Genomic DNA, 15,710 nt, shown 5'->3' with positions numbered 1-15,710 from the left:
GTATATTGAAAAGCTGCTCTGTGCCAAGAGTGGCTTTTCTATTTTTGAAACGCTTTTAGTTGCTCTAAAATAACTTGTCTAGACTTATCGTTTAAAGCTCTAGTATCCTCTTTGGCTAAAGCTTCTGTTGGAATAAAATGATGCATCTTTGCTCGCATAACACCTGGTCCTCCGCTAAAAAAAGTATATGAAAAACGTTTTTTATTATCAGCAAAAGTAATTGGTACTATTGGCGTATTGTGGTTTATCGCTAAACGGAAAGCACCGTCTTTAAATTCGCCTAATAAAATCTCCTCATCAGGAACAAGACCTTCAGGAAAAATACAAATACTCAATCCTTGTTTTAAACGTTTTTGAGCTCTTAAAAATACAGCTTGTCTACTTTGCGCACTGCTGCGATCTACTAAAATACAGGTTCTTTTATAGAAAAACCCAAACAATGGTATTTTAGACAACTCTGCTTTACCAACAAATACAAATGGATTTTTGGCGGTAACCAGCATCAACATAATATCTACCATAGAGGTATGATTCGCTATAAACATATAACTTTTATTAGCTTCTGGTTTCTGAAGATATTCAGTCTTTGTAACAAACCCCATACCAATTAAAATAAATCTAGCCCAAATACGTGCTAACTTAAAAAAATAAGGATACCAAGATTCTTTTAAAATAGAAACTAACAAAAACGGGAACATGATAATAATTGGTAATGCTACTAAGATGTAGAACCAAATACGGTATAATGTCCAAAAAATATATTTAAATACAATCATTATACGTCAAAACTAACTAAATTAATTGAGGTATTCTACTAAAAAAATTACCTTTGCTACTTAGAACATATTTATAATTATGCCAAGAATACTTACAGGAATACAAAGCACAGGAACACCACATTTTGGAAACATCATGGGCGCGTTACGTCCTGCAATAGCATTATCTAATGATGCTAAAAACGAATCGTTTTTATTTATTGCAGACATGCATTCTTTAACTCAAATTAAAGACGCTGAAACACTTAGAAACAACACCTACTCTACTGCTGCAACCTGGCTTGCATTAGGATTAGATATAGAAAAAACAGTGTTTTATAGACAAAGTGATATTCCTCAAACTACTGAATTATCTTGGTATTTAAGTTGCTTTTTTCCTTTTCAACGTTTGACTTTAGCACATAGTTTTAAAGACAAAGCGGACCGTTTAGAAGATGTAAACGTTGGATTGTTTACCTATCCAATGCTAATGGCTGCAGATATCTTATTATATGATGCAAATATAATTCCTGTTGGAAAAGACCAATTACAGCACATAGAAATGACACGTGATGTTGCATCAAGATTTCATGCCAAATTAGGAGAAACTTTTGTAATCCCAGAAGGTAAAATTCAAGAAAGCAACATGCTTATTCCTGGTACGGATGGTGCTAAAATGAGTAAAAGTAAAGGAAACACTATTAATATCTTTTTACCAGAAAAAAAATTACGAAAACAAATAATGTCTATCGAAACGGATAGTACAGCTCTAGAAGATCCAAAAGATTGGTCTACATGTAACTGTTTTGCTTTATATAAATTATTAGCTTCTGAGAGCGAAATAGCAACTATGAAAGCTAATTACGAAAACGGTAATTACGGCTATGGACATGCTAAACAAGCGTTATACGAATTAATCTTGGTTACTTTTGAAACTGAGCGTGAACGCTACAACCATTACATGTCTAATTTAAACGAAATAGATGACGCCTTAGCAAAAGGGGCTGAAAAAGCTAAAAAAGTAGCTAACGACGTTTTAGTTAGAGTAAGAGAAAAACTTGGGTATTAATTTTAGGACCTAAATAACCTCAAACAATTTACCAGGAAGTGGTCTAATCACTCCTTTTAATTCCATATTAAGTAAAATGCCAGCTAATTTATACGTTGGCATTTTGCAATTAATAGCAATAGTATCCAACAGTTCCTTTTCTTTATCTTTTAGATAATTGTAAACCAATTTTTCATCAGGTTCCAACGCGATAAACAACTGTTTTTGCACTGGTGCTTTTTGCAAGTTTTCTAATTGCCAATTTAAGATATAAGGGACATCTAATGGTGTAGACAACAAATGGGCACGTTGCTGTTTTATTAAGTTATTACAACCAATACTTTGACTATCTGTAACACGTCCTGGCACAGCAAAAACGTCTCTATTATAAGAGTTTGCAATGTCTGCAGTAACTAGACTCCCGCCTTTTTCGGCAGACTCAATAACAATAGTTGCCTGACTTATTCCGGCTATAATGCGGTTTCGTTTTAAAAAATTATTCCGGTCAAAATTATCACTACTCCAAAAATCAGTAAAAAAACCACCGTTATTTTCTACTTCTGCGACATACTTTTTATGCACTTTAGGATAAATTTGATTTAAACCATGTGCTAAACAGCCTATAGTTTGTAAATTATTTTTTACCGCAGCTTTGTGCGCTGTTATATCCGTACCGTAAGCAAAACCAGAAACAATAATAGGCTTATAAATAGCCAATTCTTCTACTAGTTTTTCGCAAAAAGCAATCCCCGATGTTGTTATTTTTCTTGCACCAACAATACTTATAATATGTTTGTTATTTAAATTAATGTTTCCACTTTCAAATAATACTAATGGACTATCAATACAATGCTTTAAATTTTCAGGATAGGTTTCGTCTGTAAAATGATGATGTTTTATGTTTTCATCCTTAATAAACTTTAACTCATTATCTGCTGCTTCCAAATGATTAGATTGGTAGAGTTCACTTAAAATAATTTCGCCTATACCATCAATTTTTAATAGGTTTTGTTTTTTTTCTTTAAAGACACCTTCTGCACTTCCGCAATGGTTAATTAGCTTTTTTGCTGTTGTATCTCCTATTTTAGAAACGTGTTGTAGGGCTAAATTATACCGTAATTGATCGTCATTCATTGTTTATTGCACTGATTTTGAATCTACAAGAAAAGAAATTTAACTCTGTTAATAACTAATACCGTCAAAATTTTATTGGTTTTCAAAATTTTCTAACTTTGTTTCTATGCAATTAGAACATTACATAAGCGATTTATTATACAGATATGACTGTGTTACGATTCCAGAATTTGGGTCGTTTTTAACACAACGTCAATCTGCGCAAGTACATGATAATACCAATGCGTTTTATCCACCAAAAAAAACCTTGTCTTTTAACGAACAAATACAAACTAACGATGGGGTGTTAGTACGTTATATAGCAGATGTCGAAAAAATACCTTTTGAAACTGCTTTACAAAACTTATCTAAACGTGTTAAGTCTTTAAAGTCTTATTTAACGGAAGGTGAAACATTAAGTTTTGAAAACATTGGTGATTTAGTATTTAATGAAGCAGGTAAAATAGAGTTTAGCCCATCATACCATCTTAATTATTTAACGGATGCTTTTGGTTTATCTCAATTTGTATCTCCTGCAGTTACTAGAGAAGTTTACAAAGAAGAAGTAGAAGCTATTGAAAAAGTTATACCACTTACTGTAACTCCAGAAAAACGTAATAACAGATCATATTTAAAATATGCAGCTGTAGCAGTTGTTGCTTTAGGGTTATTTGGTTTTGGCTTTAACAACCATATTAATAGTGTAGACCAACATAATCAAATGGCGCAAGAAGAAGCTAACGCGCAATTAGACAGCAAAATACAAGAAGCTACTTTTGTAATTAGCAATCCATTACCTGCTATAACATTACATGTAAACAAGCAAAGTGGTAATTACCATATTGTAGCTGGTGCATTTAGAGAAGAAGAAAACTCTGATAAAAAAGTAGTACAATTACAAGACGAAGGATTTAAAGCACGTAAGATAGGTAAAAACAGACATGGACTACACCAAGTAGCTTATGCCAGTTATACGTCTAGAGAAGATGCTTTTAAAGCTTTAAACAGTATTAGAAAAGAACAAAACAAAGATGCTTGGTTGCTTATTAAAGCAATAGACTAAACGAAGCCCTTATTTTATATAAAAAACCTCAAAGATTTTTAAATCTTTGAGGTTTTTTATTTCTTAATAAATTGTAAAATCTGCAATCTAGATATTTAAATCCGCTTACCTTTGTGGCTGAAAAGAAAAAATTATGATGAACGCAAGAACTGCCGAACACTCTAGAACAGTAATGACCGATTTAGTTTTACCTAGTGAAACTAATCCTTTAAACAACCTTTTTGGTGGCGAGTTGCTAGCTAGAATGGATCGTGCTGCTAGTATTAGCGCTAGACGACACTCTAGACGTATTGTTGTAACCGCTTCTGTAAACCACGTCGCATTTAACAAAGCTGTCCCTTTAGGAAGTGTTGTAACTGTAGACGCTAAAGTCTCTAGAGCCTTTAAAAGCTCTATGGAAATATATATTGATGTATGGGTAGAAGACAGAGAGTCTGGAAATAGATCTAAAGCCAACGAAGCTATTTATACGTTTGTTGCTGTGGACGAAACCGGAACACCTGTTGCTGTACCAGAGTTAATACCTGAAACAGATTTAGAAAAAGAACGATACGCTGCTGCTTTAAGACGTAAACAATTAAGTTTACTATTAGCAGGAAAAATAAAACCTAACGATGCTACAGAGCTTAAAGCTTTGTTTGAATAGAAACTAAAAACCCAATGCAATGCATTGGGTTTTTTATTGTTTAATATGTTGTAAAATACAATCCTGTTACATCTTATAAATCCATTCTGCAGGATTTACAGATTTGTCGTTTTTATATAAACTAAACCATAAAATAGTTTCGCCATCTCCATTGGTAAACACCTCTCCTATCTCTTGTTTAGAAACCACTTTATCACCGGGTTTAACAGATATTTTCTTTAGGTTATGATACGCCGTAATGTAATTACCATGCTTAATTAAAACCGTTGGATTTCCTCTTTTCTGAACTATAATTTTTAAAACTTCGCCTTTAAATACCGTTCTTACAATTGCATTTTCTTCGGTAGCAATACGCACACCAGTACTATTTATTGATAGTGATGCATCTGTAGGATGACGCTGCACACCATACCTTACTTTAACCAGACCTTTCTCTACAGGCCAAACTAACTTTCCTTTATTACTTAAAAAATCTGCTGCCAAAATTTTAGCCTCAGGTGTTAAAGCAAATGTTGTGGACGATTTAGCTGTAGTGTTTTTTGCGCCTGCTTTTTTGTTAGAATTAGCAATAGCTTCTTTAATAATACGGTCAATCTCACGATCAATCTCTCTAGCCTCTTTTTGCTTTTCTTTAATTTGTGCGGTATATTTATTTAGGTCCTTTTTAATAGAAGCCATGATAGTTTCATGCTGCTTCATATCTACTTCCAATGCTTTTTGCACCTCTCTGTTTTCTGCAATAAGTTTGTCTTTGTCCGCTTTTTGCTGGCCTAATTCTAGATTTAATGACTGCAATTTTAACGTCTTCTCTTTAATATTCTCGCCTTGTTCCTTTTGGTATTTAGAGTACTGATTCATGTACTGTAAACGTTTGTAGGCTTGTCTAAAATTATTAGACGATAGTAAAAACATCACACGACTTTGATTGCTTTTATTTTTGTAAGTATTACGGATTGTTTTTGCGTAATTATCCTTTAAAATAGTCAGCTCATCTCTTAAACTAGAAATCTTTTTTTGATTGGTATTTATAGACCGTGTAATTAAATTAGCTTGTTGGTTTGTGACTTTAATTAGGTTACGTCTAACGCTTAATTTGTAATTAACATCCTCTATTAAAGACGTCTGACTTTTCTGTTTTGATTGATTTGAAAACAACAAATTATTAATTTGTTTAATCTGGTTTTTAATCTCTAAACGCTGTGCTTCTAGTTGATCTATTTTATTTTTTTGCGCTAAAGCGGAAGTACTGCCAAGCACTATAAAACAGAAAACTGGCAAAAGGAGTAAACGAAGCTTCATAAATTACAACTCTATTTTTTTATAACCAGAAGGAATAGTAAACGGAAAACGAATCTTCTCGTTTAGCTTAACCGATTTTAACTCAAGATTAATCTCTAGTTGTTCTTGGTCTTCTATAGCTAGTATTTTGGTTTGTTCAGGTATTGTTTTTTTATCTACTTCTTGATACGTTAAGTAATCAATATGTAAAATACGCTTTTCTTGAGGTTGCGCTATTTCTTGAGAGTCCATTTTAAAATGACTTGGGTTTACAAATAAAAATAACTCAAACAACTCGCGTTGTTTTTTAGGTTGTAGTATATACGATTTATCGTTTGCAGATAGGTCGTATTTATCATCGTTTAAATCAAAAAGAGATTGACCTAATAACATATTTTGTACTTTATCAAAATCTAAATCTGTACCTAAAAGATCACTTAAATAAGCAAAATCGCCATCAAAATAAGTGTTGTCCCATTTGTTATAAAACGCTACTCTAGTTGGTGAAATTAACGCCCTAACAATACTAACAGGTGTAGACGTAATTAATATTTTTTTATCTTTTTCTATTTTAAGACTAACGGTATGATTTTGCGATTTTCCTTTTTGGATAACCTCTATTTTTAGTCTTGCTAATAACGTTGTAAAATCAATACCTGCTTTGGTGCTATTTTTAATAAGTTGTTTAGCGGTTAATTTAGTATTTATCTCTCCATTAGACACTACTGTTTTAACCCCTTTACAGCCAGTAAATATTACGGCTATAAGCAGTATTACAAAAGATATGCGGGTTTTTAATGCCATTAATTTGATCCTTCTAATTTGTTAGCTTTATCTGTAAACGTTTTTGCTTTAGATAAATTGTTGTTTGCGGTATAGGCTTTAGCTAATTGCTTATAAAAATCTATTTCCATTTTTGTGTCTTCAATAATATAATCTAATCCCATTTCTAGGCTATTAATAGCATCCTTTGGACGGTTTAAATAATTTAAAGCAACACCATTAGCTAGATACAAAACAGGTTGCGATGGAAATATCTCTAATCCTTCAGCACTTTTTTGTTCTGCTTGGGTAAACTGTTGTAAATCTATATGCAACAGTATAATGTTTCGTAAAATACCAAAATTTTCTTCTTCCTTTTGAAGTGCTTCTTCGTAAAAATTAAGTGCTTTTTGCTTTTCACCTTTAAGTAAATAATACTGCGCTAATTCGACTAAAGTCTTACCACTAGATTCAATTTTAGTCAACATAGATGTTACATCTACCAAGTCCTGTTCGTATTGTTGGTTTTTAGCCACAAATTTGACAAAATCAGCCAACACCTTAATTTTAGATTCTGGATTGATCTGACTGCTTTGTAAAGCTATTTTCATGGATTTGATTGCTTTATCATTGCTACCTTCCTGAAGATAAAATTTATAAAGCGCTAAATGCACTAACTCTGACTTTGGATTAACTTCCAAAAGTTTTTTAGCAGTTTCAAATGCTTTTTTAAGTTCGCCACTTTCACTATAGCGATATATTAACCTTAAATAAGTGTCTTCAGAATCTGGATGCTTATCCACACGTTCTTCTAGATTTTCTATTTGATCCTTTTTTTGACCCGTAGCATTATAAATTCTGTTTCTTAAAATATCACGATCTTTAGTAATACCTAACTCCTCATCTAACTCGTCAAGTACTTTTAAGGCTTCTTTAAAATCGCCGGTTTGCATATAGATATTAGCTAAATCTTCTCTATAACTAGGATGATATTTAACTAATTGCTTAACCGTTTTAATGGCTTTTTTGTATTCTTTTTGCTGAATGTAAGTCGAGTATAACTCATCCAGAAACCACTCGTTATCCGGAATTTTACTGACAGCAATCTTAAGCGCATCTTCTGCTGCACCAAAGTTTTTTAAGTTATTATAATTTTTACCTAATTCAAAATACAAAATAGCATCAGAATCGTCCATCTCTATACACTCCAGTAAATTATCTACTGCGCGTTGGTAATTCTCAATCCCTTTTTGTTTTAAAGCTTCAAAAAAATGTTCTTGATATGCATCAGACACATCACCTAAATCGTCATCAGGTTTAGCATTTAAATCCTCTTGCGCACTACTAACTTGCGGAAACAAAAGTGTCCCGAAGCAAATAAGTACTATGTAAAATTGTCTTTTCATTTTTAAAGATTCTTCGCTATGCTCTTAATGACGTGGTTTACGTAATAGTCTGTAGTATTACATTATTATGATTCTAATACTGAGTAATCTCCAATACTAATTTTAGTGAATTTACCATCAAACTTAACATGATTACCAATCATAGCTTCGTCTAAATTAGCGTTTTTTATAGTAGTATGGTTTTGTATTAGGCTATTTTTAACTGTTGAATCCTCTATAACACAGTTATTTCCAACAGATACAAATGGTCCAATTGTTGTGTTTTTAAGCACTACGTTTTCGCCAATATAACACGGTTCTATAATTGTTGAATTTGTATTATTAACAGTAGATGCTATTAATTGCTCTTCTCCATCTGCTTTCAAAAATCCTAACATACGTTGGTTAGTTTCTAAGGTTATGGCTTTATTACCACAATCCATCCACTCACTAACTACTCCTGTTTTAAAGACTTTACCTTCAGCCATCATACCTTTAATACCATCGTTAATTTGGTATTCTCCACCATGTATAATATTATTATCTAACACGATTTGAAGTTGGTCCTTAAGTTGGCTTACCTCTTTAAAATAATAAATACCGATAACTGCTAAATCGCTAACAAACTGTTCTGGTTTTTCTACCAGTTCTATAATTTCTTTTTGATCATTTAATTTAACAACACCATAGGCTTCTGGCTGCTCTACTTGTTTAGCCCAGATAACTGCATCCGCGTCTGGATCTAAATTAAAATCAGCCCTAATTAACGTATCTGCATATGCAATTACTGCTGGACCAGATAATGAGTCCTTTGCACACATTATTGCATGACCTGTCCCTAAAGGTTGGTCTTGTCTGTAAATAGATGCTTTGGCACCTAAACCTGTTGCTAACGCTTTTAAACTAGCCACAACATCCTCTCCAAACCAAGCTGGATCGCCTAAAACAAAAGCAATCTCTGTAATTGGTTGATTTAAAACTTTAGCAATATCTTTTACCAAACGGTGTACAATTGGTTGTCCTGCTACTGGAATTAATGGTTTTGGCACTGTTAAACTATGTGGTCTTAGACGAGATCCTCGTCCTGCCATAGGTACTATTATTTTCATAATATATCTTATTTACTGCTAAAGCAGTTATTTTTTATTGTGTTATTCAATCTACTTTACTCCTGTACTTCCAAAGCCACCTTCACCCCTAGAGGTCTCAGATAATGTTTCTACTTCTAGCCATTCTGCACGCTCATGTTTAGCAATTACAAGTTGTGCGATGCGTTCTCCATTTTGAATAGTAAACATTGTATTAGATAGATTAACAAGAATCACACCAATCTCTCCTCTGTAATCAGCATCCACAGTTCCAGGTGCATTTAATACTGTTACTCCGTTTTTTGCTGCTAGACCACTTCTTGGTCTAACTTGTGCCTCAAAACCTATTGGTAACTCTATAAATAAGCCTGTTTTAACGATTGTACGTTCTAATGGTTGCAATTGTATTGCTTCTGTTATATTGGCTCTTAAATCTAATCCTGCAGACGCTATGGTTTCATAGTGTGGCAATGCATGACTGGACTTATTTATTATTTTAATTTGCATAATAATATTGAATTTGCTCTGTAGTACAGAACCGTTTAATTACTTTTTAATAATCGTATTATTTCTTTTTTTTCAAAAAGCGCTATTAGTCCCAAAAATACTAAAACTAATATAGTATTTATATAATAATTAGCGTCGGTACTTAAAGCAACTAGAGACAATACTATTGCAATGGATAAATAGCCAAGAATCTGTTTTAGATTATAAGGTACTGGATAGTGCTTTTGACCTAAAAGATAAGACAAAACCATCATAGTTCCATACGCCGCCAATGTTACCCAAGCTGCTGCCATAAAACCAAATTTTGGTATCAAAATTAAATTGAAACTGATGGTTACAATTGCACCAATAATTGACAAATACATACCGTACCTAGTCTTATCCGTCAACTTATACCAAATACCTAAGTTAAAATAAATACCTAAACATAAATTGGCAAGCAATACGATAGGAACAATCTGCATCGCTTCCCAATAACTTGAATCTTTTACCAACCACGCTTTAAAAATGTCTAAATAAGCAATTATAAATACTAACATTAGACTACCTGCAATTACAAAATACTTCATTATTAACGCATAGGTCTGTTTTGCGTTTTTCTCCTTGGCATGAGAAAAGAAAAAAGGTTCTGCTCCTAAACGGAAAGCTTGTATAAAAATGGTCATAAATACTGCTATTTTATAACAACCACTATAAGCACCATTAATATCCTTATCTAGTAAGTGAGGAATAATCCATTTGTCAAAATTTTCGTTAACCACATAGGCTAAACCTGCAACCATAATAGGCCATCCATAACCAAGTAGTTGCTTAAATATAGTTTTACTAAACTGTAATTTTACTTTAAAAAAATAAGGTATAAGTAATAACAAAGTAACTGCACTAGCCGCCAAATTAGAAATAAAAATATACTGTACTAAATTGGATGGCTCATAATTAGGGAAGTTTATACCAAACTTGGGTATAGCCCAAAAGAAAAAATAATTTAGCACTACAAAAATCACAATATTACTAAGCTTAACAGCTGCAAAGCGCATTGGTCGTCCTGTTGCACGTAAGTAAGCAAACGGTGCGACTACCAATACATCTAAAACCAAAATACCAATTAATAAATTAAAATACGTTTGATTTAAATCTAACCAATTTGCTAACTGAGAACTAAAACACAATACCACAACAAGAAACGTAACTGTAGTGACTATTAAACTAATAAATGTAGTCGAAAAAATTTTATCCTTCTCTTGAGATTTACTAAAAAATCTAAAAAAAGCGGTCTCCATCCCATAAGTTAACAATACATTAAAAAAAGAGGCATAGACATAAAACTCTGTCGTATCTGAATAGCTAACTGTTTCTAATTTACCTGTGTGTAGTCTGACCAAAAGGATATTCATCAGACGAGGTAAAACCGTAGCTAAACCATAAATTATTGTGTCTTTAAAAAACTTTTTTAGAACGCTCAATGTGTTTTATAATTTGAATTAAAAGAGTCTGTTTGAAACCAAGAAAATAAAGGCTAAATACTAGTTATTGCTTATTACGGTTTCTTGGTGGCGCACTTGGATATTGTTCCATTTGCTTTTCAACAATATTATCTATTTTAAAATACTTGGTTATACCATTTTCTATATAACTAATTACTGCTTGATTATCATTTAACTCAAAAGGCATTTCTGTAGTACTAGCTTTAAAATCTTCCCTTTGATTGGTTTCTGTAATTATACGTCCCATAAACAAACTACCATTACTTGGTTGTGATTGCAATATTACTTTTTGTCCTCTAAAATATAAGCTATCTAATTTTACAGAGTTTAATGCTGTTGTCACAGGAATAAATACATTTATACCAGAACCACCACCTTGAATACCTGCAATCCATTTTTGGTAATACGCCTTACTAGTTTTAAAGGGTGCGTCTTGCTCTAATTTTTGAGCAGAACTACACTGTACAAAAAACAAACTAGCTAAAACAGAAACACTTAAATATTTAAAAAATTGCATGATAAATTGTATTTAGTATAAAGGTACTTAATCAAAACGTATTCCATAAAAAAACCCTATTCAAATTGAATAAGGTTTTAATAAAATTATAAAATAAAACACTTAGTATACTATGTGCTCCTATTATCTTAGTTATTTAATGCTTCTGCACCACCAACAATCTCAAGGATCTCATTAGTAATAGAGGCTTGACGTGCTTTGTTGTAAGTTAACTTAAGTTGATCTCTTAACTCAGTAGCATTATCTGTTGCCTTGTGCATTGCTGTCATACGCGCACCATGCTCTGAAGCAAAACTATCTCTTATACCTTTGTATAATTGAGTCTTAAGTGACTTTGGTATTAACTCCTCAATAATTTCTAGCTTAGATGGCTCAAAGATATAATCAGAATTAGCATCAACTTCACCTTCCATTGGAATAATTGGTAAAAACTGCTCAGTCATTACTATTTGAGTTGCTGCATTTTTAAATTTATTGTAAACGATTTCAATTTTATCAAATTCGCCTTCATTAAATTTATTCATTAACATCTCTGCAATATCAGCAACGTTATTGAATGTTAAATCATCAAATATTCTGCTTTGATTTTCGATAACAAGTCCCTTTTTAGAAAATGCATCGTTAGACTTTTTTCCTATTGCTAAAACAGATACTTTTTTACCTGCATACACATTAGAAATCAAGTTTTGTGTTTGCTTAATAATGTTAGAATTAAAAGCACCACATAAACCTCTATTAGAAGTTATAGATACAATTAATACATTATTAACGTCGCGTTGTTCAGCAAATTTACTTCCTGCATCTTCATCTAAAGTTGCACTTAAACTTTGTAAAAGCTCAGTTAACTTGTCCGAATAAGGTCGCATTGCTGTAATAGCATCTTGAGCTTTTTTCAATTTAGCAGCAGATACCATTTTCATGGCACTAGTAATCTGCATCGTTGAAGATACTGAAGCTATTCTGTTACGTATTTCTTTTAAATTAGCCATTTTTATTATCCTAAGTCCTTTCCTAAAAAAGGACTTTTTAAAATGTTATACTTTACAAACTCTCGTTTCTCTTTAAAAAGAGATAGGAAGAATACTATGCTCTATACTTAGCAGATAATTCTTTAGCAACAACTGTTAACACATCTGTAACTTCATCCGTTAATTTTCCAGCTTTTAAACTATCTAATATATTTCTATGTTTAGCATTTAAAAACTCTAAATAATCACGTTGAAATTCTTTAACTTTTTCAACAGGAACATCTTTTAATAAGTTTTTAGAACCGGCATAAATAATTGCTACTTGATCTTCAACTTTAAAAGGATCGTTTTGTGCTTGCTTTAAAATCTCAACATTACGTTTTCCTTTGTTGATTACATTTAAAGTAACTGCATCTAAATCTGAACCAAACTTAGCGAAAGCTTCAAGCTCACGGTATTGTGCTTGATCAAGTTTTAAAGTACCAGACACCTTTTTCATTGATTTAATCTGTGCATTACCTCCAACACGAGATACAGAAATACCTACGTTAATTGCTGGACGAACACCAGAGTTAAATAAATCTCCATCTAAGAAAATTTGCCCATCTGTAATAGAAATTACGTTAGTAGGGATATATGCCGAAACGTCTCCTGCTTGTGTTTCAATAATTGGCAAAGCAGTAAGAGAACCACCACCTTTTACGATTGGTTTTAATGAATCTGGTAAATCATTCATCTCTCTTGCAATTGCATCATTATTAATGATTTTTGCAGAACGTTCTAATAATCTTGAGTGTAAATAAAATACATCTCCAGGATACGCCTCACGTCCCGGTGGACGTCTTAATAATAAAGATACCTCACGGTAAGCAACTGCTTGCTTTGATAAATCATCAAATACAATTAAAGCTGGTCTACCAGTATCTCTAAAATATTCTCCAATAGATGCTCCTGTAAACGGTGCATATACCTGCATTGCTGCTGGATCTGATGCGTTAGCTGCTACTATCGTAGTATACGCTAATGCTCCTTTTTCTTCTAATGTTTTAGCAATAAGTGCTACTGTTGCAGCCTTTTGACCAATTGCAACATATATACAATATACAGGTTCTCCTGCATCGTAAAATTCTTTTTGATTTAAGATAGCATCAATACAAACTGCAGTTTTACCTGTTTGTCTGTCACCAATAACTAACTCACGTTGCCCTCTACCAACTGGGATCATAGCATCAATAGCTTTAATTCCTGTTTGTAATGGCTCTGTTACTGGCTCTCTGTAGATAACTCCTGGTGCTTTACGCTCTAGAGGCATCTCATAAGTTGTTCCAGTAATTGGTCCTTTACCATCAATTGGGTTACCTAGTGTATCTACAACACGTCCAACAATACCTTCACCTACTTTAACAGATGCGATACGATTAGTACGTTTTACTGTAGATCCTTCTCTAACTCCTACTGAAGTTCCTAAAAGTACAATACCTACATTATCTTCTTCAAGGTTAAGTACGATACCTTCTAATCCACCGTCGAATTCTACTAATTCACCATATTGTGCGTTAGCTAATCCGTAAGCTCGTACAATACCATCACCTACTGTTAATACTGTTCCAACCTCGTCTAATGAAGCGCTAGCTTCAAAACCTGAAAGTTGTTGTTTTAAGATTGCTGATACTTCAGCTGGTTTTACTTCTGCCATCTTTATTGATATTTAGACCCTTCGACAAACTCAGGGTAAGTCTTAGTTTATTGTAAATTCTCTTTTTAACTTGCTTAATTGGTCAGCGATACTAGCATTATACTGTGTATCTCCAACTCTTAGAATAAAACCACCTAAAATGCTTTCATCTACTATATTTTTAATTGCTGCCTCTTTACCTGTAAGCTCCTTAACTTTTGCTAAAACTTTAGCTTCTAAAGCTTCTGTTAAAGGCACTGCTGTAGTAACGGTTGCAATTTGACTACCTTTTTGTTGCTCAAACAAAGTTATAAACTTTGAGGCTACATGTGGTAATAGGTCTACACGCTTATTAGTAATTAAGGTATCTATTAAATTAACCGTTGCCTGGTTAATACCTTTAAAAATTTCTAATAACGCTGATTTTTTAATACTTGCACTAATTACAGGACTGTAAAGCATGTCTTTTAAGTCTTTACTTTGCGCTACTGTATTATTTATTAGCTCCATGTCAGTATTTACAGCCTCAGCTATATTATTATCTGTAGCTAAACTTAAAACCGCTTTTGCGTAACGTATTGCTGCTCTTTCTCCTGCCATGTTTTGACTAGTTTAATTTAGCATCATTTAACATAGACTCTACTAATTGTAGTTGTTTGTCTTTGTTAGATAATTCTTGACCTACTACTTTTTCTGCAATTTGTAAAGATAAACCTGCAACATGACCTTTTAATTCTGCCATAGCTGCTTTCTTTTCGCTTTCAATAGCAGCTTGTGCTTGAGCAATCATATTGTTTGCTTGTGCTTGAGCTTCCGTTTTAGCGTCTTCAATCATTTTATTCTTTAATTCTCTTGCTTCTTTAAGCATAGACTCACGTTCTGCACGTGCTTCTTTTAATAACTTCTCGTTATCTGCTTGAAGATTTTGCATTTCTAACTTAGCATTTTCAGCTGAGTCTAATGCATTTTGTATACCGTCTTCACGAGTTTGTAAAGCGTCTAGAATAGGCTTCCATGCAAATTTTCTCATTAATATAATTAATATTAATAAGATAACACCTTGCATTACAAACAAGCCTACTGAAAAATCGTTTAATAAAGTTTCCATACTATATAGATTACTATAATTGTCTTTTTGTTTAATTTAAAACAGTTTCTGCAACCAACCGTTGCAGAAAGCTGTTTCTTTTTGTTTTAGGATTATGCTCCTAAGATTAACGCACCGAATGCTAAACCTTCTAATAAGGCTCCGATAATGATCATTGCAGTTTGGATTTTTCCAGCTGCTTCAGGTTGACGAGCAATACCTTCCATTGCTTTTCCTCCAATTTGACCTAATCCGATTCCTCCACCGATTACGATTAACCCTGCTCCAATTAAATTGTACATACTAATTTGGTTTTATAAATATTAATTAAACA

17 protein-coding genes are annotated in these 15,710 nt (G+C 32.8%); 3 read left to right on the top strand and 14 right to left on the bottom strand.

Annotation, left to right across the window (positions count from 1 at the left end; translation table 11 throughout):
- Positions 1 to 38: 38 nt before the first annotated feature.
- On the bottom strand, positions 39 to 776 hold the full coding sequence (locus BMZ09_RS02690) for a lysophospholipid acyltransferase family protein (protein ID WP_090837268.1): 738 nt from the start codon (positions 774 to 776) through the stop codon (positions 39 to 41).
- Between the two features lie 79 nt (positions 777 to 855).
- Between BMZ09_RS02690 and trpS the strand changes: the two genes are divergently transcribed.
- Complete coding sequence (trpS, locus tag BMZ09_RS02685) at positions 856 to 1,824, top strand: tryptophan--tRNA ligase (RefSeq protein ID WP_090837266.1); 969 nt, start codon at positions 856 to 858, stop codon at positions 1,822 to 1,824.
- 9 nt (positions 1,825 to 1,833) lie between these two features.
- Here trpS and dprA read toward each other — a convergent pair whose 3' ends face one another.
- Positions 1,834 to 2,937, bottom strand: coding sequence for a DNA-processing protein DprA (gene dprA, locus BMZ09_RS02680; RefSeq protein ID WP_090837265.1), 1,104 nt, complete (start codon positions 2,935 to 2,937; stop codon positions 1,834 to 1,836).
- A 106-nt stretch (positions 2,938 to 3,043) separates the two neighbouring features.
- On the opposite strand from dprA, the gene BMZ09_RS02675 reads away from it, so the two are divergent.
- Both BMZ09_RS02675 and BMZ09_RS02670 read left to right on the top strand, forming a co-directional pair.
- Complete coding sequence (locus BMZ09_RS02675) at positions 3,044 to 3,979, top strand: HU domain-containing protein (RefSeq protein ID WP_090837264.1); 936 nt, start codon at positions 3,044 to 3,046, stop codon at positions 3,977 to 3,979.
- Positions 3,980 to 4,115: 136 nt separating this feature from the next.
- A complete protein-coding gene (locus BMZ09_RS02670; protein ID WP_090837261.1) occupies positions 4,116 to 4,625 on the top strand; it encodes an acyl-CoA thioesterase in 510 nt (169 codons plus the stop codon).
- Positions 4,626 to 4,691: 66 nt separating this feature from the next.
- Here BMZ09_RS02670 and BMZ09_RS02665 read toward each other — a convergent pair whose 3' ends face one another.
- From BMZ09_RS02665 to atpE, 12 genes are all read right to left on the bottom strand, one after another.
- Positions 4,692 to 5,924 carry a murein hydrolase activator EnvC family protein gene (locus tag BMZ09_RS02665; protein WP_090837259.1) on the bottom strand — a complete coding sequence of 411 codons (1,233 nt, stop codon included), beginning with the start codon at positions 5,922 to 5,924 and terminating at the stop codon, positions 4,692 to 4,694.
- 3 nt (positions 5,925 to 5,927) lie between these two features.
- The gene (locus BMZ09_RS02660; RefSeq protein WP_090837257.1) at positions 5,928 to 6,707 is read right to left on the bottom strand and encodes a lipoprotein insertase outer membrane protein LolB1; all 780 of its coding nucleotides are present in this window, start codon (positions 6,705 to 6,707) and stop codon (positions 5,928 to 5,930) included.
- Positions 6,707 to 8,071 (bottom strand): tetratricopeptide repeat protein, encoded by a 1,365-nt coding sequence (locus tag BMZ09_RS02655; protein ID WP_090837256.1) that lies wholly within the window; start codon positions 8,069 to 8,071, stop codon positions 6,707 to 6,709. Before BMZ09_RS02655 ends, BMZ09_RS02660 begins: the two co-directional genes overlap by 1 nt.
- Positions 8,072 to 8,136: 65 nt before the next feature.
- Positions 8,137 to 9,159 (bottom strand): sugar phosphate nucleotidyltransferase, encoded by a 1,023-nt coding sequence (locus tag BMZ09_RS02650; RefSeq protein WP_090837254.1) that lies wholly within the window; start codon positions 9,157 to 9,159, stop codon positions 8,137 to 8,139.
- A gap of 51 nt (positions 9,160 to 9,210) precedes the next feature.
- A complete protein-coding gene (gene dut / locus BMZ09_RS02645; protein WP_090837252.1) occupies positions 9,211 to 9,645 on the bottom strand; it encodes a dUTP diphosphatase in 435 nt (144 codons plus the stop codon).
- Positions 9,646 to 9,680: 35 nt separating this feature from the next.
- A complete protein-coding gene (locus BMZ09_RS02640) occupies positions 9,681 to 11,108 on the bottom strand; it encodes an oligosaccharide flippase family protein (protein ID WP_090837250.1) in 1,428 nt (475 codons plus the stop codon).
- Between the two features lie 64 nt (positions 11,109 to 11,172).
- Positions 11,173 to 11,646, bottom strand: a complete 474-nt coding sequence (locus tag BMZ09_RS02635; protein WP_090837249.1) for a hypothetical protein — start codon at positions 11,644 to 11,646, stop codon at positions 11,173 to 11,175.
- 128 nt (positions 11,647 to 11,774) lie between these two features.
- Positions 11,775 to 12,635 (bottom strand): ATP synthase F1 subunit gamma, encoded by an 861-nt coding sequence (gene atpG, locus BMZ09_RS02630; RefSeq protein WP_090837247.1) that lies wholly within the window; start codon positions 12,633 to 12,635, stop codon positions 11,775 to 11,777.
- A gap of 94 nt (positions 12,636 to 12,729) precedes the next feature.
- Entirely contained in the window at positions 12,730 to 14,310 is a 1,581-nt protein-coding gene (gene atpA / locus BMZ09_RS02625; protein ID WP_090837245.1) for a F0F1 ATP synthase subunit alpha, read from the bottom strand.
- A gap of 42 nt (positions 14,311 to 14,352) precedes the next feature.
- A complete protein-coding gene (gene atpH / locus BMZ09_RS02620; RefSeq protein ID WP_090837244.1) occupies positions 14,353 to 14,889 on the bottom strand; it encodes an ATP synthase F1 subunit delta in 537 nt (178 codons plus the stop codon).
- Between the two features lie 7 nt (positions 14,890 to 14,896).
- On the bottom strand, positions 14,897 to 15,397 hold the full coding sequence (locus tag BMZ09_RS02615) for a F0F1 ATP synthase subunit B (RefSeq protein ID WP_090837242.1): 501 nt from the start codon (positions 15,395 to 15,397) through the stop codon (positions 14,897 to 14,899).
- A 92-nt stretch (positions 15,398 to 15,489) separates the two neighbouring features.
- Positions 15,490 to 15,678, bottom strand: a complete 189-nt coding sequence (atpE, locus tag BMZ09_RS02610; RefSeq protein ID WP_090837241.1) for an ATP synthase F0 subunit C — start codon at positions 15,676 to 15,678, stop codon at positions 15,490 to 15,492.
- Positions 15,679 to 15,710 lie beyond the last annotated feature (32 nt).

The organism is Olleya namhaensis, from assembly GCF_900114005.1.
GTDB classification, from domain to species: Bacteria; Bacteroidota; Bacteroidia; order Flavobacteriales; family Flavobacteriaceae; genus Olleya; species Olleya namhaensis.
The sequence above is the reverse complement of the archived record's forward strand: the minus strand, read 5'-3'. Positions and strand labels throughout refer to the sequence as shown.